Below are 20,093 nucleotides of genomic sequence, written 5' to 3'. Positions count from 1 at the left end.
ATTATTCAGTTAGTTGTATAAGGAATATTTCTGTGTAAGGTCACTAATATCTCATGGGCTAACAAGTCGTGGGGGAGAATAGTTCGGATTGTAACAGAATATTTACGGTTGTAGTATTAGCAATAATAAAATAATTAAGACCGGGCATTATCCTAATCCCGGTCTCTTTGTTAATTACGATAATGGCGGAATTGACTAATAAAATTCCCATTCTTTATCAAGATAATTCTAAAGTCTGAGATAGATACAGGGCGGGATTCCACTTTGTATTTAATTTAATCAAAGATAAGTTGACTACGGAATTCCCCTGACCAAATGGCTCTTCGACGTTTAGCCGCCTGACTGTCTTTTATACTGGTATTCTGTTTAATCACATTTAATGCAATTCGGTTAAAAAGCGCCATTTGTGCAGCCCCATCAGGATCTTTGAGTGAGATAGCATCTTCTCGAAAAGTGACATCTAATACCCAATGCAGCTCGTTTTCCACCGACCAGTGCCTTCTTATTGCCTTAGCCACGATTTCCGCCTCCAACGGTAGCGAGCTGACATACCAGCGTGAATCACGATGGGGAGGCTGACCTTTTACGCTTCGTTCACTGACTACTTCAATAACACTTTGTATTGAAGGCCATTGCCGCCGAAGGACCTCCGGCAATACGGCACGAATTTGCATGACATGCCGAAATTCTGTCCGTCCATGACCGCTATTTTTCTGCGTAAAGTCAACAAGCTCATCACTCTCATAATGCGAAGCAAAATACGATTTGACCCATTCATGGAGGGTCTTTTGATTGCCTTTGAGACCGACAATAAAATCACCGCCGCGCTGAGTAATTAACGCAAGGGTTTCTTTCTGGCAATGCAGGGCATCCATAGTGACAATCGCGCCATCAAGCGCCAGTAATTCAATCAATTGTCTGGCAACCGGACCTTCCTGACCTTTGCTTTCGGCTGCCTGATGGTATAGGGCTACACCGGATTCAACATCATAAGCACTGACCACATGCAGGGCTTCAAATAATGTCCCCTTACAGGTTCCTCTCAGGGTTTTTCCATCAATGGCGATAAGACTTTTTCCTGCCCTGACCCGACGCTGGTTGATCCAGGCATAAAAGGCTTCAACCAGTGCATCTTGCTCTATCATTTTGATAATATTAGCAATACAGTGACGACGGGGAATACCGTGAGTAAAATGCGTGTATTGTTTAAGCCACTCGCTCTGTAACTCCCCAAATTCCTGAATCGATTTCCAGCCAGAAGCGCCGCATAATACAGCGGAGAAGGCTAAAAAAATCACATCCATTAGCTCATGTTTTTTATTGATGTCAGAACGGGGGTCTTCTATCTTGCTGATAAAATTAAAAATACTCATTATTAGGATCGCTTTTTTATGGAAGAGAGAGATCTTAACGTTTTAATGAGAGAAATGCCTATAAAAAGTCATATTCTGATTTTTATTTAACCAAAATAACCTTATTAAAAATGTGAGATCTCACCCTGGAGATAGATAACAACTATGAGTGTTGAAAGTTAATTATCTGATACCCCTACTACAAATATGCGTACAGGCGGAAAGGTTATATCGCGAGACATCCAATGTGATATTATTACTAGGTTTTCTTTATTGATTTTTAATATATCAGCTCCTTCACCATATTTAGCGCCACCGATAAATCCACCCATACTTGAAAGTATAGCATGAGGTTCATAAGAGTATGCAATTGGGTATGTGATAGTGAATTTCCCCTCGTTAGCTAAATTTGGAGCCTTTGCATATACAGATTGGAATAAGATATATTTTCTCTCTAATCCGCTCAAAAATGGAATTTTAAGAGTTATAAAATTATCCCCTTGTGTAAACAGAGGAGTACCTACTAATAATAATTCCAATAAACCGAGATTTTTCACAAACTCATTTTTATTGAGAATATCTGCACCATTTTGGTTTTTGGCCAATCTGCTGTTAGCATTATCATTTACATCGGAAACAAGTTTCTGAGTTGCAACGAGTGTATTACTATTGCCAACCACATCTGTAAGCTGAATAATACCTTTCTGTGTTAATGAGGCATCGGGAACTTTTGTTGTAGTTTTTTGTTCCAACGCTTTATTTAATTGGGCGGTGAGTTTGTCTATATTACCATCATCGAGAACATCATTGCCAGATTGTGTTGCGATAAAGTTAGCGACTACAGATGATATGGTTGATGACTGACGTAATGCTTTGTTTAATACATGAGTAGTAATACTCTCTGGTGGAAATCCAGTATTTAAACTCTCGTTCTCTTCATATTTTTCTTGGCTCACAACATTAGCATTGTTACTAATAGAAAAAGCCTTAAAATCATTTTTTGGACTCATGTTTTTTCCTCAAATTAAATAGTGTATTCCATAATTAACATATTGAATTGTTATAAAGATAACTTTCAGAAATTCATAGTCTAGTTCGGGAGAATAATAATGAAATACTTTTATAACTTAGGCGATTAACTATTTATGTGTAGTTGATGATAATTGGTTGAATTTTTCAATCAAATAATCTGATATTGATAAATAGGATGGTGAAAATATATTTAAACCATAAAAGCCTGTCAGGGTGAGCAGGAGGAATAATAATTAGTCATTATTTTCCGGGAAAAAGTATATGATATTACTGGATTGGGTTGATATTTCAATGATTCTTGATATTGCATAGCTAAAATACCAGAATGAATAGAGTGATAAAGACCGGGCGCTATCCTGATCCCGGTCTTTTATTAGTTACAATGATGGTGAAATGGGCCAGTCTATTTCCGGTGCTTTTGAGGTATCAACTCGGTTAAGCATTACTCGGTATTTTTTCCATTCTTTAAGCAGTAGTGCCTCTTCATCTGTTGCTATATCAAGTTCTACGGCATCAGAAAGCGGCGTTATTTTTTCATTTGCAAGAGATAGAAATTGCGCTCTTTGGATTTCCGCTATAGATATCAATTGCTCTGTTGTTAGTGGTGGAATATCTTCCCAGCAAGGAAGGCCATCTTCGCCAGAGGAAAGTATTTTCGCTTTTGGTGGCATTCCCGAAAATTTATTGAATATGTCATCAGCTACAGGTACAGGGTCATTTGGCCATGAGCCTGCATTAATGTAATCCTGCTGTAATGATAGTGGATAAAATGCTTTATTTAATGCACTGAATACATAGTTTTTATCGTTCATGATTTTCTGCCAATTTTAATTAAATAATCATCATAGTAAATTAATTATTTTTAATTAATATCCTATTGCCCTAAAATAGACTCCAACAGGAGGAATATGATTAGTAGGACTTCTATAACATCGGAACTGACTCTGACTTACCACGTGTACTGAACATATTCCGGAGTCTTGGGGGTTATAACCACCATGAGTTAACGTAATATTTAAACATGCGTTCGGAAAGGGTATTGGAAAATTATTTAAATACCCAGCCTCGATAGAACCATAATTATTAGCCAGTACAAACCCCCACATTTCAATTAAACCCGAAGGTAATTTTTGCCAACCAGCACCAGTCAAGTTTGCGGTGAAAGACGACATATCCGGAATTTGATTAATACCTGTTCCCACTTCTCGTTTCGCGGCTTCTTTTAAACCTAAGTTTTTCACAAACTCATTTTTATCAGGAATATCTGCGCCATTTTGTGCTTTTTCTAGTCTATTATTAACATTATTATTTATATTGGAAACAAGTTTCTGAGTTGCAACGAGTGTATTACTATTGCCAATCACATCTGTAAGCTGAACGATACCTTTCTGTATTAATGAGGCATCGGGAACTTGAGTTGTAATTTTTTGTGCTAACGCTCTATTTAGTTGGGAGGTGAGTTTCACTGTATCCCCATCATCAAGGACATCTTCGCCAGATTGTGTTGCAATGAAATTAGCCACAACAGATGATATGATTGACGATTGACGTAATGCTTTATTTAACAAGTGGGTGGGAACATTATCTGGTGGAAATCCAGTATATAAACTCTGACTTTCTTCATATCTTTCTTGACTGACGACATTAGCATTATTACTAGTAGAAAAAGCTTTAAAATCATTTTTTGGACTCATATACATTCCTTAAATAAAATAATGTTCTTTTTTAATTAACATATTGAATTATGCCACAATAATTTATCGTAATTAATTTCAATAATAGAGTCTAGCCCAAAAAAAGAATGGTAGAGTTCTATTATAGCTTAAGAGATTAATTATTTATATATGGTTAATAGTGATAAATAGTTCAGCATTTTGTGATCGAAAATGTACCCATCATTACTTTCCTTCTACAAATTATCTTCAATAATTTCCATGTCGAAATATTCATATTGAAGAATGGTTTTATGCCTGAAATTATATTGTTGTTAATAAGGTTGATTATTTCTTTAAATTATTTTCTTGGGTTAGATATATTCATTATGCGAAGCTGTGTAGTTTTTATTAACCAATCGCAATTCAATATATTACTATCAGATTACCGTCGTAACCCCATCGCCTTAAAAGAATCATTCGGTTTTACCTAAATACAGGGCTAACGCATGATCATTTTTTATCCATAAGATGACGAATTAACCGTACAAAATAAGCCACGCTTTATTCTTGTTGCAATCTTATCTGTTTACCGTTATTTATCCACAACTTCCCGTAATAATGGCCTTATTTATGACTCAGAAAGCCCTGTTTGACTACCTCGAAGCCTTACCTGACCCACGTCAACAAGCAAAATGTTCTCATGTGCTATCTGAGGTCATTTTTATGGCACTTTGTGCCATGATGTGTGGTTTTGATACCTGGTCCGAAATTGCGCTCTTTGCTCAGGAACGCGAAAAATGGTTTAAGCGTTGGTTAACCCTGGCAAATGGGGTTCCCTCACATGACACTTTTAACCGGATTTTTGCCATTATGCCAGCCAGTACCCTGCAATCATTGTTTCAGGAATGGGTGGATCATATTTTGAAAAAGGAAGGTCTTTCAGGGCAACTGGCGGTTGACGGTAAGGCGTTAAGGGCAACAGCAAAAGGTCGGGGAGCTAATCGTATCCATACCGTCAATGTCTGGTCAACTGAACTGGGACTCTGCCTTGGGCAACAAAAAGTGGAGAAAAAATCCAATGAAATAAAAGCCATTCCTGAACTTCTCCAATTATTGGCGCTGGAAGGATGTCTTGTGAGCATTGATGCTGCGGGAACGCAAACAAAAATCGCCGAGATTATTCTGGAAAAATCCGCGGATTATTTGCTGGCAGTCAAAGATAATCAGCCGACACTGGCCGCTGAAGTCAGCGCGCAATTTCACGCTTTTTGGGCGAATACGCCAAAAGATCTTGCCGGCCCCTCTTTCTACGAACAATTTGATAATCAGCATGGTCGCCAGGAACATCGCCGATGCTGGCAATTCCCTGTTGGTGAGCAGATGCCCATTTGTCAGAAATGGAAAGCAAAGACGATAATAGCAGTCCAATCTGAACGGACAGAAAAAGGACGTGGGCATGATTTTGTCCGATTTTATATCAGTAGCCAGCCAATGAATGCGGAGAAAGCCTTGCAAGCAACACGCTCTCACTGGTCGGTGGAGAATCATTTACACTGGTCACTTGATGTTGCGTTTCGAGAGGATAAACTCCAGGCCCGGATAGGATTTGCCGGTGAAAATTTAGCTGTACTCAGAAAATGGATTTTGAATATGCTGAAACAGAATAAATCCCGTAAGTTAAGCATGGAAAATAAACGCAGGCTCTGTTGTTTAAATGATGATTATTTATTCGAATCCTTGAGTTTGTTTATATAATGAGCTTTGATGCGTTAGCCCTGTACCTAAATACAACAATATGATTGAATTCTGAATTCGGTAGAGTACAATCTTTAATCACCTCATTGAGGTTAATAATATTAACCCGTTTTTGTGTTTTAAACGCGGTTAATGCAAGAGAAAACAAAGCCTTTCCTGCGTCTTTATCTACAGTGACTAAATCATCAGATACAAAATGTGTCGTCTTACTTGGATAAGTTTCTGGGGCCACTTGAATACCCCAACTTCCTGTTGCACCTGTTACATAGATTTGGGAAATGTAACCTTGCGCACATGAATTAGACTGTAATGCAGCAACCTCACCTTTCTCAGGAAGCTTCTCTGCTATAACTGGCGTGGCAATCAACCCAGCCATTAAGGCAATATAAGATAAGCTTTTTTTCATTTTTATCTCCTATCTTGGGTTTATTAGAGTGATATCTTTATCATGGATGTAATGATATAAATGACAAATTTCCATTATTATTTTAGGGATTATAAGTGGAGACCGATATATCATTATACAATCAAAACCATATAAAACATAACGTTACTAAATATAATGTTATAATAGCCAATCTGCACTTATTCTTAATTATTAACAACTATTCCTATAAGTGAATAAAAATGTCAGATTGATTTTTTATGTGAATTATTCTTTCACTCACTAAAATAATTTGGATCTGTAGATTGTATAGACCAATAATTTGAGTACATAGAAATATCTCTGGCTCAACAATATATATTTGATTTAGTAAGAAAATAAATTGAAAACTTGGTAAGTTCAACAGATTTTCAACAAGACAGCAAAAATAATAGCGTAAAATTAACTAAATATTAATTATTGAACGATAATTAGTAACTAGGATAAATTATATGACTCCAATCAACACCTGATGAGGTACCAACCATGAAAAAGTTATCAGCCTGTCTTTTAGTATTAAGTATTACTTCTTTCACACCTAACTTTGCATCTGCAAATATATGTTTTCAAGCCGAACATTCTCTGAGTAAATGTGCTAAAGTATGTGCACCGGTAATTCTCCTTAGTCCTTTTTTGGTAACAATTTGTCTTTAATTCAATTAACAATAAGATATTTAGTAAACAAAGTGATAAGGATAATTTTTTCTTATCACTTTACGGCAAGATATATGCCAATCTGACCAAAAACAACAGAAAATATTATCAAAAAATGCCAGGAAAAATACAGAGGGATTTAGTTAGTTTAACTATCATCTCACTCTAAATAAAATTAATTCAACTTAAATGGGCGAATTAATTCCCAAACTTGTCGGGCTAAATTATATTAATAACAGCACAGATAAATAACCCACAACGAATTATCTCAGATGAAAAAATCCATTTATAATATCTATTCTCTGATATCTAATATAAATTCACAATTAAAACTATTTTTCTGCCTATAAATAACAGTTAAAGTAGCTAAAGATCTTAGATAACAGGATATCGGAAAATTATTAACTACTGTATCATCTCCATTTTGTATAATTTAAGAGACACAATTTCCGAAAATTTTCATTAATGGCTTATAATTACATTGATAAGCAGAAACATTAGCCTCAATCCATTGTTTAGCATCCACAGACTCAAAGGAAATATTATATCCACAGTTTATAACTATATATTCAAATAACAGGCGTTGGGTTCGCCCATTTCCTTCTCTGAAAGGATGAATCACATTTAATTCTGCATAATATTCAGCAAGTTTTTTGATAAATTCTGAATAATTCAACCCTACAAGATAATTTTCACTCTCTAATATGTCGAATATTTTATTTCCTTCTATTTCAATATGTTCAGCATGACAGAAACGGGTATTACCTTTTGATATAAATAACATTTCATAATTTTGCTACACATGGCCTTCTTCAACCCATTGTTATATATAGAATTATGAGTAGTATAAGATGTAGCGCTATTTTGGAATCTTATTTATCAATGGTTCTCAATTGGCCAGCCCAATCATACAAGTCAGAAAATATTTGTTTATGAAGTTGACACCAAAAAGCCAAATTGTAAGGCGGCTCCCAAAATGAAATATTCAATATAGCAAGCTCAGTCAGTTCCTTCTCTGCCTGCTCCAAAATGGCTGAGTCGCGAATGCCTAATTTATTGATGAGAATATCTGTGCCTAAGTATGTGTAGGGATCTTGTCCCGTTCCATATTTATCTACCATAATCTCCTCACTGTTCACTGTATTTTCTAATTAATTTCTTTCTCAGATTTTCTTGCTCTTCTTTAGTTGCAGGCAGGTTGCTCATAACAACACTCATTCCTTCAAGGCGCATACTATCTCTGTAGTTTTTTAGTTTTATTCGATCGAAATAATGTTTTTTTTCATTATAAGTTGTCATTATTGTTTTTTTATTCTTTTGGTTTCTGATATCTTTCTCTTGCTGACGGGAATATTTAAACTTAGCCAGATCTAAATCACTCAGTTTATAGTTAATCGCTTGACCGCTTTCAAATATTCCCCAAGAAATAACTTCAAAATAGCTGACCTTGCCGTTTCTAATGCGGTTAATCTTTACCTCTAAGTCTTGTTGTAATATTTGCAAAACCTGTTGCACTTTACGCTCAGATATCCCTGTCGCTTCCACAATTGAACGCGTGTTGGGATGTTCTAATTTAGCCAGAGCTGCCATAACAGCTAATTCATATTTCATTTGAATTCCCAAAATACATATATATGCAACAGTAGTATAAAACACCAAGGTCACTAAAACCAGAAAAGAGAATATAGAATTATTACTGGCGAATTCTGTAAAGCACATGCTCATGAAGCGGGTGCCCATCCGGTAATAAAGGGTGCAAGAAAATATTTTCATCTTTCACCATTCCAAGCCTCTCCATAACTTTTTGAGATCGCAAATTAGAAACTGTCGTAAATGCAACTACCTCCTCAAGTTTTAATTCAGTGAAAGCAAAATTCAATGCCTTGCATGCAGCTTCACTGGCATAACCTTTACCCCAAAATGGTTTATCAAGACGCCACCCAATTTCAGTACAAGGTGAAAATGGCAATTCTGCTACAGGAATATTCAAACCGACAAAACCAATAAAATCCCCCGTTTCTTTCAGCTCTACAGCCCATAATCCCCAACCATCCTGTTGTTCAAATCTCTGGATAATTCTATCCACCATTGTATTGCTTTGTTCAACCGTCAAAGTGGCAGGAAAGTATTCCATAACTTCTGCGTTGCTATTCAAATGAAAGAATGGCCCCCTATCTTCCTCTTTCCAGGCGCGCATTATTAATCTCTCTGTTTCCAGTGTCATCATCATATTTTTCTTAATATCAGCTATATCAGCAGCCAAGCAAAATACCTATATGTGCGAAAAGCACATACTTCAACCAGGATAATTAAAACAATTAAACAGATAAATTGCTATAGTGAATAAAACTAAAGAGGAATAAAACAACGTAATTTAAAAATCAAAAAGGGTGGCCCGTGCCGGAAACCATCGAAATCACACATCACACGGGCCTGGTTTATCAGGCACTTGTTTTTACCGTAGCCTTATCTTTGGATTTATCATTATTGGTATCTTTTATTGGTACAACACGTTCAGATGCTAATGTTGCTTTATTTTCAATCTGTTCTGATTGCCCAAAGAATAAACCACCACGCTTGATAGACATACTGCCACAGCGACTGACACCACGCAGTTCACCATGTTCAAGAATATCCAATGTTGCTGCACAACAAGTCCCTTCAACATCACCGTCAATTATGATTTCTGGAGCATTAAGTTCACCTTCAACCCGCCCGGCATGCATAATACGGATTGCTCCCTCTTTCACCCGGATATTCCCAATCACTTTACCCCAGATCTGTATATACCCGTAATCATTGAAGATGCTTGATTTTATCCGAAATGGAGATCATTATCCTCGCTATGAAAATATTTATTACATCAGAACAAAAAATCAAACTTGAACGTCTTCACGACACCACTCGTGATGGTCAAGTACGAGACAGAATAAAAGCCATCCTTCTGACTTCTGAAGGGTGGAGTTCTGTGATGATAGCCCAGGCATTGCGACTCCATCAGACCACCGTTGACCGCCATATCGGTGATTACCTCAATCAGGGGAAACTTCAATCTGATAATGGGGGGTCTGATAGTTTACTTTCTCAAGAACAAACTGATTTTTTAATCAACCACTTATCTCAACATCTTTTCCATCACACCCATGAAATCGTGGCCTATGTTGCTCAGCTCTGGAATATTACCTTTAGCATTCCAGGCATGAATAAATGGCTACACCGTCAGGGTTTTTCTTATAAAATCTATGGTCACCCCCGTTTTTGCAACACAAATTTTGATGTATGGTGGGCTTGCGTAAATCTATTCGGCGTCTGGTGAGCAGTCATGCCCGCGCCACGATGAGTTCCGTGCCTGCCGAACCTTAAAAACCGGTCGGCTTCAGAGAGCCATTTTTTATATCAGGTTCATCAGCAGGCCGATATGCCGTTCATGTCATCAATTATCTGTCGTCGCAAAACCAGATGGTAACTGCTTAACTTACTGAGCTAACGCAGTTTTTCGTTGGCTCTTTTATTTAATGAACACCGTCTGATGTGCCGTAACGGCCCAGGCTATTCGTGCCAGTTTATTCGCCAGCGCGCACGCCACAACGTTCGAGTGATGGCGGGCAAGCTGCCTGTTCACCCACTCTGCCAGACGCCCTGGATTATGCTCCAGCCGCTGCATAAAGACCCTGGCACACTGTACCAGCAGCTGCCTCAGATTTTTATCACCCCGCTTGCTGATGCCCATCAGTGTCGTTTTTCCACCCGTGCTGTACTGGCGGGGAACCAGCCCTGTTGAAGCCGCAAAGTCACGGCTGCTGGCATAGTTTTTACCGTCCCCCAGCCGCATGGCTAACAGACTCGCCGTTACCGGCCCAACACCAGGAATGGTCAGCAGGCGTTGCGCGGTTTCATCTTCCGCCAGATGCGTTTTCAGTTCCTTATCGACTTCCTCAATTTCTCCGCTGAGGTAAACATAATGACTGTGGAGTCTGCTCAGAACCCTTGCCAGATAAGGCGGAAAGTCATTTTCTTCCAGCACAGCGGCCAGACGTCGTATCACGGCAATACCGCGCGGCAGACTGACGCCGAACTCCAGCAAAAAAGCGTGCATCTGATTGGTGGTTTTAACGCGTTGCCGTATCAGTGAGTCTCTGACGCGATGGAGGGCGGCCATCGCCTGTTGGTCTTCTGTGCGGGGGGGCACAAAGCGCATGGAGGGCCGGGAAGCTGCCTCGCAGATAGCTTCAGCATCGACAAAATCGTTCTTGTTACTCTTAACAAAAGGACGGACGAACTGCGGAGAAATCAGCTTTGCCTCATGGCCTAAATCAGCGATCCGGCGAGCCATAAAGTGCGCCCCACCGCAGGACTCCATCACTACGGTTGCAGCCTTGCAGGAACCGAGAAAATTAATAAGCTGAGTGCGGGAAAACTTCTTACGCAGCAGGGCGTTACCCTGCCTGTCCTGACAGTGGACATGGAAGGAATGTTTACCGAGATCGATACCAATAAGCGTAACGTTTTGCATGATGGTTCCCTCTAAAATAAAATACCCTGCTAGCGTACCTCTCACAGGGTGGGGGTGACCATCTCATTAACCTTGTGGCGTCCCTCATAAATTCGACGCAGAAAAACAGCGACAATTTATTGAATATGATGAGAATCTTAAAGTCACAGCGAAAGACGAACCCATCCTTTTTCTTGACGCTGTTCACCCGACTCAAGGTACCAAACTCGGTTATGGCTGGATGCGGAAAGGCGAGAAAAAAACAGTCAAAACAACAGGAAGCCGAACTCGCCTGAATATATTGGGCGCACTCAACCTGAATGCCATTGGTCGTACCGTGTTCCAGGAATATCAGACCCTCAATGACTACAACATTTGCTGTTTTTTCAATGAAATAAGAAAGTCTTATCCTGACTATCATCAAAAAATTCATCTTATTGTGGATGGGGCAGGTTACAACAAAGCTCATCTTGTGAAGGAGTGGGCTTATGTTAGCAATATTGAGTTACATTACCTTCCTCCCTATAGTCCAAATTTAAACCCGATAGAGCGATTATGGAAGGTCATGAATGAACATGTTCGAAATAACCGTTATTTCGCGGATAAACATGAATTTCGAGACAACGTCTTCAAATTTTTCACCACAACGCTACCGGATATAGCGGATTCGCTGATGTCTAGGATTAACGACCATTTTCAGGTGCTAAAAACTGCATCTTGAAGTTTCTTGGGTATATATTCTTTCTTTATTTAATATGTTTATAGCGTTGTTATTCCAATTGACTTCTTCAAATGTAGTTCAAATTGAAACAAAATCAGCGCCAGAATATAACAGGTTATTTACCTGCTCAGTGTTTGATATTCCTCCACTAACAAACAACAGTGTATTATCTCCAACAATAGATTTTACAAAACTGCATATTTCATTAGAAATAACTCTGTTTCTTGAGTAAAGGTAAAAAACCTTCAATAAATTGAAATCTATACCTTCCAATGCTCTAGCAATACTTTCTGTTGAATGATCTACAGTTTTTGAATAAACAAATTTTTGAGACTTTTTATCATTACCTAGAACAAGAGCAGCAGAACTGATTAAACAGTTGTCACCATACTTTTCAATACTCTGCTTGATGGACTCTCTCTCTAATGATAAAGAGCTATAGTATTCCACATTGGAATTTATCACTGATGTGGCAAAAAATGCATCTGCGTGAGGTGATGAAGGAAATCCGTTTGGTTTCTGAGGAGGAAAATGCGTTATGATAGGGATGGTTTTAATCTTCGATGTGGCAGCTATAAAGGGAGATACTTTCATCTCAAAGTTTTCACAATCCGTACTAGCTATTATACAAAAAGGAGCATATTTTTGAAAGGTTAATAATCTATTTATATTTATTTCATAATTAAACTTAAATGGATCGAGGATAGGGATTATTGACTTTCTACATGAAGACATATATTTTTAAATATCCATAGTAAACCCTATTTTGACGTTATTAATTTAATGACCTAGTTTGACAAAACAATTTTATTAATCAAATAAAGATTTTTTTTCTTTCAAACTTTCAGTTTTTTCCCAAGAATATGCAGACCATGCTATTTCTCTTAACGGATTGCCTGAAAATCTTCTAAAAAACAACTCAATCAATATGATTACATGCCATATTAAGAATATAAATTTAAGTATACTTTTTATAATTTTATCTTTAATAGGTACATTGATAAACATGGCGGGGAACAACCCATTGAACTGAACTTCTTTCAAATAATACAAGCACTTATCCAATTGGTAATCAGCACAATAGACTACAGTGCTAATAATGGGTCTACGTATGCGAAAATATGTATCTTTAACATTCCCTCCAACATAATGTTGACATATAGACTCTTCCACGATCCTCATATTATTTTGAGGGTTTTCTAATTTCATGTCTAATAATTCAAAAAAGAAAAAACCATCATCACAAATATATCTGGCAGGAATCAAGTTTTTTATTGATGAGACACCTACCATCATACAACAGCCATGTGGATATTTTGTTTTCTTTGTAGACATTTTATTTTTGGCAAAATTCAAAAATTTTGAAGTAGGATATTTTTTCGGTGTCGGGCATTTCAATGCACCAGAACTCCCTATAAACCTTCTGCGGCGAAGATCTTCATACAGGTGTAAAAATGCATCATCAGATAGAATAACATCATCATCCATCCATCCATCCAACTGCTGAACAGTTTATCCTTCTTGCTAAAAGAACAGTTTGATTTATTGAATATGCTTTACTCCTGACACAGGGTGAGATCTCACATTTTTAATAAGGTTATTTTGGTTAAATAAAAATCAGAATATGACTTTTTATAGGCATTTCTCTCATTAAAACGTTAAGATCTCTCTCTTCCATAAAAAAGCGATCCTAATAATGAGTATTTTTAATTTTATCAGCAAGATAGAAGACCCCCGTTCTGACATCAATAAAAAACATGAGCTAATGGATGTGATTTTTTTAGCCTTCTCCGCTGTATTATGCGGCGCTTCTGGCTGGAAATCGATTCAGGAATTTGGGGAGTTACAGAGCGAGTGGCTTAAACAATACACGCATTTTACTCACGGTATTCCCCGTCGTCACTGTATTGCTAATATTATCAAAATGATAGAGCAAGATGCACTGGTTGAAGCCTTTTATGCCTGGATCAACCAGCGTCGGGTCAGGGCAGGAAAAAGTCTTATCGCCATTGATGGAAAAACCCTGAGAGGAACCTGTAAGGGGACATTATTTGAAGCCCTGCATGTGGTCAGTGCTTATGATGTTGAATCCGGTGTAGCCCTATACCATCAGGCAGCCGAAAGCAAAGGCCAGGAAGGTCCGGTTGCCAGACAATTGATTGAATTACTGGCGCTTGATGGCGCGATTGTCACTATGGATGCTCTGCATTGCCAGAAAGAAACCCTTGCGTTAATTACTCAGCGCGGCGGTGATTTTATTGTCGGTCTCAAAGGCAATCAAAAGACCCTCCATGAATGGGTCAAATCGTATTTTGCTTCGCATTATGAGAGTGATGAGCTTGTTGACTTTACGCAGAAAAATAGCGGTCATGGACGGACAGAATTTCGGCATGTCATGCAAATTCGTGCCGTATTGCCGGAGGTCCTTCGGCGGCAATGGCCTTCAATACAAAGTGTTATTGAAGTAGTCAGTGAACGAAGCGTAAAAGGTCAGCCTCCCCATCGTGATTCACGCTGGTATGTCAGCTCGCTACCGTTGGAGGCGGAAATCGTGGCTAAGGCAATAAGAAGGCACTGGTCGGTGGAAAACGAGCTGCATTGGGTATTAGATGTCACTTTTCGAGAAGATGCTATCTCACTCAAAGATCCTGATGGGGCTGCACAAATGGCGCTTTTTAACCGAATTGCATTAAATGTGATTAAACAGAATACCAGTATAAAAGACAGTCAGGCGGCTAAACGTCGAAGAGCCATTTGGTCAGGGGAATTCCGTAGTCAACTTATCTTTGATTAAATTAAATACAAAGTGGAATCCCGCCCTGACTCCTGACATCTGTAAGAAACAATATCAACTTGTCGTAAACCTCATTTTCATTCAAAAGCTTTTGAACACTATCAATGATATCTTCTCTATGATTATAGTTAGATTGAATACTAACCATTAATACAGAATTAAAATGGTATTGCGCTTCATCAAACCCAAAACCTTGCCGTAAATTAGTCAATATATCTTTCAAATCGTTAGTACCCGCAAAAGCAACGATATGGAGATCACCATTACGATAAATTCCTGCCTGAAAACCTGTTGTTTCATTTCTCAAATTTGCCGGTTCTATTCCTGCATTTAATAATTCGCCATCAGAAAGACGGACATAATCACCAATTCCCATAGTAGTTTTTATATAGACATCATCAGAGATCAAAGCCAACATATAATCAATTTCATGAGATTGCTTACCATTAATCTGTTCTGCTTTAATTCCTGTCATTGATGTTAATACTCTGTTCATTAACTAATGTTTGATAAATTCTATTGTTCTTTTTAGTCGTTTCTGAGAGCGAAGAGACTTCAGGGGCCGCTTTCTTAATATTCTCGGTTGGAACAGAAGGTGATGTAATAAGTTGAAAATTATTTAAAACAGGAAAACCTGAACCTATTGATAGATTGATACCAATTGATAAACTCATAAAATTCCCTAACGATAGTTGAAAATAATTAGCTATTTAATTGGTGCAATTAATCTATCGGCAGGGAACAACACAAGGTTAAATAAATGTTTAAATTTTGTTAATAAAATTAATGAATTGTGATTTCTATCTCTGATATCAAATCAATTTCTACCTAGTATTTATCAGCAACTTGGATACCTGTAATCATTTCTATCTCCACATTTATGCAACAAATCAAATCATCAAGAACATCATCCTGGTTATTTGGTCAAACCAATATATCTGATGCTTGTATACTAACACGAATGAGGATACCCATTGATTCAGCTCAGTTAATTTCATATAGTTACTATAAATATATTGCAACCTTATGATTTAAATAAATATTTATAGTCAACTACAGAGAAATTATTTTGATAAATTTTTAAAAACACTTTACAACATTGGAATATTTATCAAAAATTTCGTTTTAGTGTTCATTAAAGGTTTCCCTATGATTTTGGAATCGGTAAGCTAATGTCCATCTGGTAATTATATAAAAAGGATTTGCTATGTCCGCATCTCTCACATGGCACGACGTGATCGGTAACGAGAAAAAACAACCTTACTTTCTCGACACACTGGCTTATGTCGCTAAAGAGCGTCAGGCAGGTAAAACCATTTATCCGCCGCAACAGGATGTATTTAATGCATTCCGCTACACCGAATTGGCTGATATTAAAGTTGTGATACTTGGGCAAGATCCTTACCACGGCCCTAATCAGGCACATGGCCTCTCTTTCTCAGTTCAACCTGGTATTCCTGCTCCACCTTCACTGGTCAATATGTACAAAGAGCTGGTATCCGATATACCTGGCTTCCAATGCCCAAATCACGGCTGCCTCATCAGTTGGGCCAAACAAGGGGTGCTCCTGCTCAATACCGTATTAACCGTAGAACGTGGTAACGCTCACTCTCACGCAAATCTGGGCTGGGAAACTTTCACTGATAAAGTCATTGCTGCGATTAACGAGCACCGTTCAGGCGTAGTTTTTCTTCTTTGGGGATCTCACGCTCAGAAAAAAGGCAACTTTATTGATGCCAATAAACACCATGTCCTCAAAGCACCTCATCCATCTCCGCTGTCTGCCCACAGAGGATTCTTTGGTTGTAAACACTTTTCAAAAGTCAATGAATTACTGGAAAAACAAGGAATGGCGCCAATTAACTGGACACCTGAGTTGCTACAGTAAAAAAATGCCGCTCCGGTTGGAGCGGCATTGCAGATTATTGACAAAGTGCTGGTTTTTTATCCGGCATTTTGTTTTAATTAAGTTCCGTTCACTCAACGGAGCTTGCCACCATGTTAAGATCCCCCCCTCTCCAGACTTTCCCGCCAGAAACGCTCTCGCTTGACGAGCTGGTCCCTAAAAATCATTTGGTCCGTCAAGTCGATGCTGCCATTGATTTCGAATTTATCCGCGAATTAGTCGCCCCGTTGTATTGCCACAATAATGGCCGTCCTGCTATCGATCCGGTCATGCTGATTAAAATGATGTTACTCGGCTACTTGTTTGGCGTCCCCAGTGAACGCCGTCTGGTTCAGGAAATTCAGGTTAATGTGGCTTACCGCTGGTTTCTGCGCCTCGGACTGACAGAGAAGGTCCCTGATGCCTCAACCCTGAGTCAGAACCGCCGCCGCCGTTTCAATCATACCGCGGTCTTCCAGCAGATTTTTGACCACATTGTTGAACAGGCGATGGCCAAAGGATTCGTGGGCGGACGCGTACTCTATACCGACAGCACCCACCTGAAAGCCAGTGCCAATCCGCATAAATCGGAGAATGTCATGCGGCCGGTTCCCCCCGGCGCCTATTTTGATGCACTGGATAAAGCCGTCACTGAAGACCGGGCGGCAGCCGGAAAAAAAGCCTGAAGCCAGCCCTAAAGGAACGGCAGAGAAAGACGAAGGTCAGTACCACTGATCCGGAAAGCGGGTTTATGCACCGGACCAACAAACCCAGGGGGTTCTTTTACCTTGACCACCGTACCGTGGATGGGCAAGTCGGTATTATCACCGATACCTACGCCACACCGGGTAATGTCCACGATAGCCAGCCTTTTATCAAGCGCTTGACGCGTCAGTTAGAGCGTTTTGCCCTCAATCCCCTCGCGGTTGGGTTGGATGCGGGCTATTTTACGGCCCCGGTTTGTTACTTAACGGAACAGTTAGGTGTCATGCCGATAATCGGTTACCGCCGTCCGAATAAGGGGTCGAACGTCTTCCAGAAAAAACATTTTACCTATGACAAGCAGGAGGACTGCTATGTGTGCCCTCAGGGCGAAAAGTTGATTTATAAAACAACCAGCCGAGAGGGATACCGGCATTATCAGGCCGCGGCGAATATCTGCCAGTATTGCCCGAAACGCGCGTCCTGTACGCAGGCCAAAGGGGGCAAAAAGATAACCCGTCATGTCTGGGAGGACAGTAAAGAGCAGGCCAGGGAAAACCGGCTAACGGAGTGGGGTAAAAAAACCTACAAGCGGCGAAAGGAGACGATAGAGCGTAGTTTTGCAGATGCGAAGCAACATCACGGGCACCGCTATGCCCGTTTCCGTGGGTTGCAAAAAGTGCAAATACAGTGTCTTTTGGCAGCCACAGCCCAAAATATCAAGAAGATAGCCTTGCTGGTCGCAATGCTTTGTTGTTTTTATCTCTGGAGAGCGAGCATTTCATTGCAGGAGAAGCGAAAATAACGCCTTGTCGGGCGATTAAATTGGCTTAATGAGGAAAATGGATGGCATTATGATTCACAATGAAAGGAACAAATCCCGTTATTTTCAACGAGGTTTGTCAGCGGTCTGAAATGCCGCTCCGGTTGGAGCGGCATTGATTATCTACACTGAGCTAAAATTACTTTGATACGGCTACCATTGCTGGGCGCAATAAGCGGCCATTTAAGGTATACCCTTTCTGCATGACCATCATGACATGATTCGGCTCATGCTGATCGGATTCCATCATGGTCATGGCCTGATGAACTTCAGGATTAAAAGGAATATCAGTGTCGCCGACAACTTCAATACCAAATTTACCAACAGCCCCCAGGAAGGATTTCAACGTCAGTTCAATACCTTCAAGCATTGGCGCTATTTCGGTATTGGTGCGATCTGCTGCCTCCAGAGCACGCTCAAGATTATCGATCACCGGCAACAGTTCATTCGCAAATCTTTCCAGCGCGAATTTATGGGCTTTTTCTATGTCTTGCTCAGTACGACGACGGATATTTTCAACTTCAGCTTTAGCACGCAAAATGGCGTCACGTTCACGCTGTTGTGCCTGTCTGAGCTGTTCTTCCAGCTCTGCGACCCGTGGCTCAACAACGCTTTCAGTCTCTGATGCTTCTGCTTTATCCGCACTGTTTTGCTGTTCAGATACAACTTCCATATCTTCCGAGACTTGCTCGTCAGGCATTTTTTGTTCTTTACTACTCATGAATATCTCCGCGTATTTGGCATTAATCTCGCTACTTAGCTTATTATGGGGATCTAAACTGGGGATTCAAGGGAACCCGTCATATTGTGAGGACAAAACCTCTTGCTGAAGGAAATTACAACGATGAATAAAAAATTCAAATGCATTGGTATTGTTGGCCATCCTCGTCATCCAGAAGCACTCGCCACTCATGAGATGCTTTATCATTGGTTAAAGTCCAAAGGTTACTGCGTCATTGTTGATCGCCAGGTAGCCAAAGATATTGGTTTAAAAGATGCACAGACCGGCGGCCTGACTGAAATTGGTAAACAAGCTGATTTAGCCGTGGTTGTTGGTGGCGACGGCAATATGCTGGGGGCTGCCCGGGTTCTTTCCCGTTATGATATTAAAGTCATTGGTATTAATAGAGGCAATCTAGGTTTTCTGACCGACTTAGATCCTGATAATGCTTTGCAACAACTTTCTGAAGTATTGGATGGCGAATATCGCAACGAACACCGTTTCCTACTAGAAGCTCAAGTCAGAAGAAACGGCCAGAAACCTCGTATCAGTACCGCAATTAACGAAGTCGTTCTCCATCCTGGGAAAGTGGCTCACATGATTGAATTCGAAGTTTATATAGATGAACGTTTTGCTTTTTCCCAACGCTCTGACGGATTGATTATCGCAACGCCAACGGGTTCGACTGCTTACTCACTCTCTGCGGGGGGGCCAATTCTGACACCTAACCTGGATGCTATCGTCCTGGTGCCGATGTTCCCGCATACATTATCTGCCCGCCCATTGGTCATCAGTAGCGAAAGCAGCATCAGACTGAAATTTTCCCAAAACAGCAACGATTATGAAGTCAGTTGTGATAGCCAGATAGTTCTGCCTATACAGGATGGAGAGGATGTAATTATTAGCCGCAGCAAACAGAAGCTCAATCTCATCCATCCTAAAGATTATAATTACTTCAATACATTAAGCACAAAACTAAGCTGGTCTAAAAAAATGTTCTAAAAAAACAGGCCTCACTACTTTACTGTATAAAAAACCAGTTTATACTGTATGAAAATACAGAGGTGTTTTTATACACAGGAG

Annotated in this window: 19 protein-coding genes and 3 pseudogenes; 7 read left to right on the top strand and 15 right to left on the bottom strand. The window is 39.5% G+C overall.

Going from position 1 to position 20,093, the window contains the following annotated elements; translation table 11 throughout:
* Nucleotides 1-275: 275 nt before the first annotated feature.
* From VY86_RS02010 to VY86_RS01995, 4 genes are all read right to left on the bottom strand, one after another.
* Nucleotides 276-1,373, bottom strand: a complete 1,098-nt coding sequence (locus tag VY86_RS02010; protein WP_046973727.1) for an ISAs1-like element ISPlu18 family transposase — start codon at nt 1,371-1,373, stop codon at nt 276-278.
* A 158-nt stretch (nt 1,374-1,531) separates the two neighbouring features.
* Entirely contained in the window at nt 1,532-2,362 is an 831-nt protein-coding gene (locus tag VY86_RS25575) for a phage tail protein (RefSeq protein ID WP_238591559.1), read from the bottom strand.
* Between the two features lie 399 nt (nt 2,363-2,761).
* Nucleotides 2,762-3,196 (bottom strand): tail fiber assembly protein, encoded by a 435-nt coding sequence (locus VY86_RS02000; protein ID WP_046973732.1) that lies wholly within the window; start codon nt 3,194-3,196, stop codon nt 2,762-2,764.
* 54 nt (nt 3,197-3,250) lie between these two features.
* Complete coding sequence (locus VY86_RS01995; RefSeq protein ID WP_046973731.1) at nt 3,251-4,078, bottom strand: gp53-like domain-containing protein; 828 nt, start codon at nt 4,076-4,078, stop codon at nt 3,251-3,253.
* A 591-nt stretch (nt 4,079-4,669) separates the two neighbouring features.
* On the opposite strand from VY86_RS01995, the gene VY86_RS01990 reads away from it, so the two are divergent.
* Nucleotides 4,670-5,794 carry an ISAs1 family transposase gene (locus VY86_RS01990; RefSeq protein ID WP_046973730.1) on the top strand — a complete coding sequence of 375 codons (1,125 nt, stop codon included), beginning with the start codon at nt 4,670-4,672 and terminating at the stop codon, nt 5,792-5,794.
* On the opposite strand, the gene VY86_RS01985 is transcribed toward VY86_RS01990, so the two are convergent.
* From VY86_RS01985 to VY86_RS01960, 5 genes and pseudogenes are all read right to left on the bottom strand, one after another.
* Nucleotides 5,787-6,200, bottom strand: coding sequence for a hypothetical protein (locus tag VY86_RS01985; RefSeq protein ID WP_046973729.1), 414 nt, complete (start codon nt 6,198-6,200; stop codon nt 5,787-5,789). The genes VY86_RS01990 and VY86_RS01985 overlap by 8 nt on opposite strands.
* Before the next feature lie 1,105 nt (nt 6,201-7,305).
* Nucleotides 7,306-7,993: pseudogene (locus tag VY86_RS26385) on the bottom strand (Fic/DOC family protein).
* 7 nt (nt 7,994-8,000) lie between these two features.
* Nucleotides 8,001-8,483 carry a YhfG family protein gene (locus VY86_RS01970; RefSeq protein ID WP_046976661.1) on the bottom strand — a complete coding sequence of 161 codons (483 nt, stop codon included), beginning with the start codon at nt 8,481-8,483 and terminating at the stop codon, nt 8,001-8,003.
* Nucleotides 8,484-8,565: 82 nt separating this feature from the next.
* Nucleotides 8,566-9,099 carry a GNAT family N-acetyltransferase gene (locus VY86_RS01965; protein ID WP_046976660.1) on the bottom strand — a complete coding sequence of 178 codons (534 nt, stop codon included), beginning with the start codon at nt 9,097-9,099 and terminating at the stop codon, nt 8,566-8,568.
* Between the two features lie 214 nt (nt 9,100-9,313).
* A complete protein-coding gene (locus tag VY86_RS01960) occupies nt 9,314-9,640 on the bottom strand; it encodes a bactofilin family protein (RefSeq protein ID WP_238591554.1) in 327 nt (108 codons plus the stop codon).
* Between the two features lie 77 nt (nt 9,641-9,717).
* On the opposite strand from VY86_RS01960, the pseudogene VY86_RS01955 reads away from it, so the two are divergent.
* Nucleotides 9,718-10,110, top strand: a pseudogene (locus tag VY86_RS01955) (helix-turn-helix domain-containing protein); the annotation flags it as partial.
* A 270-nt stretch (nt 10,111-10,380) separates the two neighbouring features.
* Here VY86_RS01955 and VY86_RS01950 read toward each other — a convergent pair.
* Entirely contained in the window at nt 10,381-11,385 is a 1,005-nt protein-coding gene (locus tag VY86_RS01950; RefSeq protein WP_046973728.1) for an IS110 family RNA-guided transposase, read from the bottom strand.
* Between the two features lie 70 nt (nt 11,386-11,455).
* Between VY86_RS01950 and VY86_RS01945 the strand changes: the two are divergent.
* Nucleotides 11,456-12,085: pseudogene (locus VY86_RS01945) on the top strand (IS630-like element ISPlu19 family transposase); the annotation flags it as partial.
* Between the two features lie 78 nt (nt 12,086-12,163).
* On the opposite strand, the gene VY86_RS01940 reads toward VY86_RS01945, so the two are convergent.
* Nucleotides 12,164-12,820: a geranylgeranylglyceryl/heptaprenylglyceryl phosphate synthase gene (locus VY86_RS01940; RefSeq protein WP_238591552.1), complete on the bottom strand. Its 657-nt coding sequence runs from the start codon at nt 12,818-12,820 to the stop codon at nt 12,164-12,166.
* Nucleotides 12,821-12,895: 75 nt separating this feature from the next.
* Nucleotides 12,896-13,573, bottom strand: coding sequence for a hypothetical protein (locus VY86_RS01935; RefSeq protein ID WP_193386961.1), 678 nt, complete (start codon nt 13,571-13,573; stop codon nt 12,896-12,898).
* A 208-nt stretch (nt 13,574-13,781) separates the two neighbouring features.
* On the opposite strand from VY86_RS01935, the gene VY86_RS01930 reads away from it, so the two are divergent.
* A complete protein-coding gene (locus tag VY86_RS01930; protein ID WP_046973727.1) occupies nt 13,782-14,879 on the top strand; it encodes an ISAs1-like element ISPlu18 family transposase in 1,098 nt (365 codons plus the stop codon).
* A gap of 1 nt (nt 14,880) precedes the next feature.
* Here VY86_RS01930 and VY86_RS25570 read toward each other — a convergent pair whose 3' ends face one another.
* The gene (locus VY86_RS25570) at nt 14,881-15,354 is read right to left on the bottom strand and encodes a Tle-like phospholipase domain-containing protein (protein ID WP_238591550.1); all 474 of its coding nucleotides are present in this window, start codon (nt 15,352-15,354) and stop codon (nt 14,881-14,883) included.
* Nucleotides 15,341-15,553 carry a hypothetical protein gene (locus VY86_RS25565; RefSeq protein WP_228940296.1) on the bottom strand — a complete coding sequence of 71 codons (213 nt, stop codon included), beginning with the start codon at nt 15,551-15,553 and terminating at the stop codon, nt 15,341-15,343. The genes VY86_RS25570 and VY86_RS25565 overlap by 14 nt, the downstream gene beginning before the upstream one ends.
* A gap of 533 nt (nt 15,554-16,086) precedes the next feature.
* Here VY86_RS25565 and ung point away from each other — a divergent pair.
* Entirely contained in the window at nt 16,087-16,767 is a 681-nt protein-coding gene (gene ung, locus VY86_RS01920; protein WP_046973726.1) for a uracil-DNA glycosylase, read from the top strand.
* A 110-nt stretch (nt 16,768-16,877) separates the two neighbouring features.
* A protein-coding gene (locus VY86_RS01915; RefSeq protein ID WP_158019891.1) for an IS1182 family transposase occupies nt 16,878-18,271 on the top strand; the annotation gives its coding sequence in 2 pieces (ribosomal slippage) (nt 16,878-17,445 and nt 17,445-18,271; 1,395 coding nt in all).
* Nucleotides 18,272-18,428: 157 nt separating this feature from the next.
* On the opposite strand, the gene grpE is transcribed toward VY86_RS01915, so the two are convergent.
* On the bottom strand, nt 18,429-19,010 hold the full coding sequence (grpE, locus tag VY86_RS01910) for a nucleotide exchange factor GrpE (protein WP_046973725.1): 582 nt from the start codon (nt 19,008-19,010) through the stop codon (nt 18,429-18,431).
* A gap of 123 nt (nt 19,011-19,133) precedes the next feature.
* On the opposite strand from grpE, the gene nadK reads away from it, so the two are divergent.
* A complete protein-coding gene (nadK, locus tag VY86_RS01905; RefSeq protein ID WP_046973724.1) occupies nt 19,134-20,012 on the top strand; it encodes an NAD(+) kinase in 879 nt (292 codons plus the stop codon).
* The last annotated feature ends 81 nt before the right edge of the window (nt 20,013-20,093 follow it).

The sequence above is a fragment of the Photorhabdus thracensis genome (genome assembly GCF_001010285.1).
Classification (GTDB): domain Bacteria; phylum Pseudomonadota; class Gammaproteobacteria; order Enterobacterales; family Enterobacteriaceae; genus Photorhabdus; species Photorhabdus temperata.
Note: the sequence above shows the minus strand (reverse complement) of the source record. Positions and strands in the feature narration are given on the sequence as shown.

Excerpts from the sequence above, each read along its gene's own strand:
- VY86_RS01995 (WP_046973731.1), bottom strand. The coding sequence starts at position 4,078 with ATGAGTCCAAAAAATGATTTTAAAGCTTTTTCTACTAGTAATAATGCT.
- ung (WP_046973726.1), top strand. The coding sequence starts at position 16,087 with ATGTCCGCATCTCTCACATGGCACGACGTGATCGGTAACGAGAAAAAA.
- VY86_RS25575 (WP_238591559.1), bottom strand. The coding sequence starts at position 2,362 with ATGAGTCCAAAAAATGATTTTAAGGCTTTTTCTATTAGTAACAATGCT.
- VY86_RS01970 (WP_046976661.1), bottom strand. The coding sequence starts at position 8,483 with ATGAAATATGAATTAGCTGTTATGGCAGCTCTGGCTAAATTAGAACAT.
- nadK (WP_046973724.1), top strand. The coding sequence starts at position 19,134 with ATGAATAAAAAATTCAAATGCATTGGTATTGTTGGCCATCCTCGTCAT.
- VY86_RS01935 (WP_193386961.1), bottom strand. The coding sequence starts at position 13,573 with ATGGATGATGATGTTATTCTATCTGATGATGCATTTTTACACCTGTAT.
- VY86_RS01990 (WP_046973730.1), top strand. The coding sequence starts at position 4,670 with ATGACTCAGAAAGCCCTGTTTGACTACCTCGAAGCCTTACCTGACCCA.
- VY86_RS25565 (WP_228940296.1), bottom strand. The coding sequence starts at position 15,553 with ATGAGTTTATCAATTGGTATCAATCTATCAATAGGTTCAGGTTTTCCT.
- VY86_RS02010 (WP_046973727.1), bottom strand. The coding sequence starts at position 1,373 with ATGAGTATTTTTAATTTTATCAGCAAGATAGAAGACCCCCGTTCTGAC.
- VY86_RS01940 (WP_238591552.1), bottom strand. The coding sequence starts at position 12,820 with ATGTCTTCATGTAGAAAGTCAATAATCCCTATCCTCGATCCATTTAAG.
- VY86_RS25570 (WP_238591550.1), bottom strand. The coding sequence starts at position 15,354 with ATGACAGGAATTAAAGCAGAACAGATTAATGGTAAGCAATCTCATGAA.
- VY86_RS02000 (WP_046973732.1), bottom strand. The coding sequence starts at position 3,196 with ATGAACGATAAAAACTATGTATTCAGTGCATTAAATAAAGCATTTTAT.
- VY86_RS01965 (WP_046976660.1), bottom strand. The coding sequence starts at position 9,099 with ATGATGACACTGGAAACAGAGAGATTAATAATGCGCGCCTGGAAAGAG.
- grpE (WP_046973725.1), bottom strand. The coding sequence starts at position 19,010 with ATGAGTAGTAAAGAACAAAAAATGCCTGACGAGCAAGTCTCGGAAGAT.
- VY86_RS01930 (WP_046973727.1), top strand. The coding sequence starts at position 13,782 with ATGAGTATTTTTAATTTTATCAGCAAGATAGAAGACCCCCGTTCTGAC.
- VY86_RS01950 (WP_046973728.1), bottom strand. The coding sequence starts at position 11,385 with ATGCAAAACGTTACGCTTATTGGTATCGATCTCGGTAAACATTCCTTC.
- VY86_RS01985 (WP_046973729.1), bottom strand. The coding sequence starts at position 6,200 with ATGAAAAAAAGCTTATCTTATATTGCCTTAATGGCTGGGTTGATTGCC.